Below are 2969 nucleotides of genomic sequence, written 5' to 3' on the forward strand. Positions count from 1 at the left end.
GAGGTTCGCACCATGACTTTATCGCTCGGCGCTTGCCGAGGGAGGACGGCTAGATGATTATCAGTTTCGTGTGCAAATTATGCGGCAAAGTGGGCCAATTTTGGATGCAAATCAACACACAGTGAACTAGTAAGCAAACGGTCCTTGAACATCTTTGTATGTAGTGTATAGGTATGTGATTTCCCCTGTTAAATTAATATAAGATTTATTTTTCCCCCATTCGGCGCTTTTGTAGCCGTTAGCCCAATGATCATTTTTGCCAAATCTTTCAGATATAAACGGTTCTTTGCCAGTCAAATCCACAATTCTGTAAAAAACCGGATTTTGAGATCTACCGACCAAAACAAGTCGATAGACCTGCCTCCCAAAATATTTTCTGCCGCCGTGTGATTGAGTCTCCACTGCCGGAGAATTTTTATTCACTTGAAAATCTACAACAGAATAATCAATCGTCGTACCAAAATCATCTTTTTCAGAATTTCCTTGAAGTAAAATTTTCCCATTCAAAATAACGCTACCATCGTCGGTGCGTTGAATCATCCCAAATTTCGATGGGTAGACATCCCTGAACGAATTGTTTTTCGTAGTTGAACTCTTAGCATCTTCTGCAAAACCAATGTGCGCCAGAGAAGAAGCGAGTATAAAAATAAATATTCTTATCAATTTCATGCTTTCTCTCTTATAGCAACCGTGATGTCCAATAACTCCCTAACAGTGGGAGCTTTGGTTGCGTCACACATATATTTAATAACGGTTATTCTGTCGTTGATAAAACCATTAAGCCAAGTTCTATGGGCGGTCAAATAATTGTTTTTATTTTCTTCCGCTCTTTCTGCAGCATTAACCTTGCCTACCTGCGCCTTTAATAAATATTCAGCGTGTTCTGCCGTCATGGTGTCGTTGATAAATTCTTTGACATCTCCCGGCCCTAGATGGTGCGCCAGATATGCAACTTTGGCCTTCTCTCCATCGTTGAGAGTATCGATCTTGAATTTTGCCTTTGTCAACATCGCCAGATTTTGCATGGCATAGTCTACTGCAGTATGAATTGCATACTCAGCTTGGAGCCGTAAATCAAGCAATTTTTGTAGATTGCCATCACTGGCGGTGGCTCGCCCCGTCAAATGCGGCTTGGAAGATAATTGTCGTGCTATGGAGATTTTTCCTGGCGTGACAAAGGTGCCATTCTCAAGTTTGAATGCCGGAACCTCTTTAGTTTCCTCGCTTTTTTTATGCTTGATCGTGACAGTGCTCCTCGTCAACCATCCTTCTTTTTTAGCGCGTGCATTCAAAAATGTATCGTCGGTCAGGGCCATTTCTATCCAGGTTGCGTCCAGGAATTGAGTCATACCGCGAGCAGATGAATTTGGCGATGCCGAGTTGGGATCCCAAACAAAGGTGTTTATTTTCTTTTTCTTGACAACGGGCTTCCCTTTTTTATCGAGTACGGGCTCTTTTGTTTTTTTATTGATTACCGGAATTTCTTCTATCGTGAAAATAGTCGCGGCCTCGGCATTCATGATTGCCGCAATAGCCTGAGGAATCATTGCAGCTCGAGTGGCTGCAGCGACAATGTAGTCGTGATAAGCGAAATTTTGCATCAACTTCAAATTCAGCTTGTTCGGACATTCCATCGTGACTTCCTGCACTGGATGGCCTGCAGGCGAACGAGTGTCTGTGACAGCCCCCGGGGGCACGGTAGTTTTTGGCTTTGATGTTGAGCCGTCGGCAGCTGTGACTGGGGACGCTGATGCGGTAGCTCCCGGAAGTACTGGTGTCGGAGCCGCAGATGGCGTCCCTTCGTGCGTACGCAGTTGCGACTGCACAGCCAGCTTTGGACTATGCAATCGCACATAGGTATTGACGCCTCTGGGACTGACCGTGGCGATGTGCTTGGATTTGCCACTGACAGTCTCAACCTCGACCTTCACAGTGCTGGACTTATTTTTTACATCAACGGGTGGTACTTCACCTTTGCTGTCGGTGACATGTTCGGCGGTTTCTCCATCCAAATGCAGCTTTACCTTCAGGTCTTTGATCGGCTTATTGAGCACATCCACAAACTGCATGAATAGAGTGCGCTCCTGGGATGCTTGTTCCTGATTGTGCGGCGCGGGTCTGGGTTCGGGAACTGGCGCAGACGCGCCCGGAACCTGCAGGCGTTGCCCGATGTGAATCAAATTAATGTCGGATAGCTGATTCAACTCCGCAATGGCCTGCGGTGTAGAGTCGTGTAGCTTGGCGATTTTTGTAAGCGTATCGCCTCGTTGAACGGTGTAGCTGCTGGTCATTATGCGTCCTCATTCGGGTCCACGGCTTCTTGGTTATGCCAATCTGCCCTTTCTAGTTGCTGCGGGTCGTCTTCAAGGCTGGTATGTACTACCCATTCACCACTGCCCAACAGGGCTGTGTACGCTGTCGGCGTTTCTTCGTCTTTATGTCGGTCATTCCTACCGTCACCGCCAGTCTTGGTTTCAACTATAGCGCCGGTTTCTCCATGCTCTCGTGCGACGACATCGACACTGTGGCCGGGTTCGCCGTCCACAGCGCTGAGAACCTTCCAACGCAAGCTGTAGGGCGGTCCTCCTTTCGAGAAATCAGGTATCACGGCTGGTAAATTCTTAGGCCCAGGCAGGCTGTGCGAGGCTGCATGAGCTACGAAAGTGCCATTCGTTCCGTGTTCGATCCCAGCAGCGTTGTACTTGACATAGCTGCCGCCGCCATTGATCAGCACTTCTTCCTTGGCGGTGATAGTGATGCGATTGGCGGTGTGGGTGATGTTGAGTTTGGATAGCAGGTTGATGCTGTCGGACAGCGCCTGCATATCGATGTCGCCAGTCCCGGCAGTCAACTTTATATTGGCTTTCTGGACGAACAGCCGGAACGTGTTTTTGATGCTGGCAAACAGACTGTCTCCGCTGGCAATGGACAGGCTCTTGCCGGTAGTGATGGCCGTGTGCTCATCGCTG

The 2969-nt window shown here is 48.0% G+C and carries 3 protein-coding genes; all 3 read right to left on the bottom strand.

What is annotated here, in order from left to right:
• Positions 1–126 precede the first annotated feature (126 nt).
• A complete protein-coding gene (locus tag AC07RZ_RS24025; RefSeq protein ID WP_342829465.1) occupies positions 127–669 on the bottom strand; it encodes a hypothetical protein in 543 nt (180 codons plus the stop codon).
• A complete protein-coding gene (locus AC07RZ_RS24030; protein WP_494669858.1) occupies positions 666–2291 on the bottom strand; it encodes a LysM peptidoglycan-binding domain-containing protein in 1626 nt (541 codons plus the stop codon). Before AC07RZ_RS24030 ends, AC07RZ_RS24025 begins: the two co-directional genes overlap by 4 nt.
• Positions 2291–2969 (bottom strand): DUF2345 domain-containing protein (locus AC07RZ_RS24035; RefSeq protein ID WP_494669859.1); only part of this gene is annotated, 679 nt, incomplete at its 5' end. The genes AC07RZ_RS24035 and AC07RZ_RS24030, both read right to left, overlap by 1 nt.

It is taken from the genome of Collimonas sp. GW821-FHT07E08 (assembly GCF_059418905.1).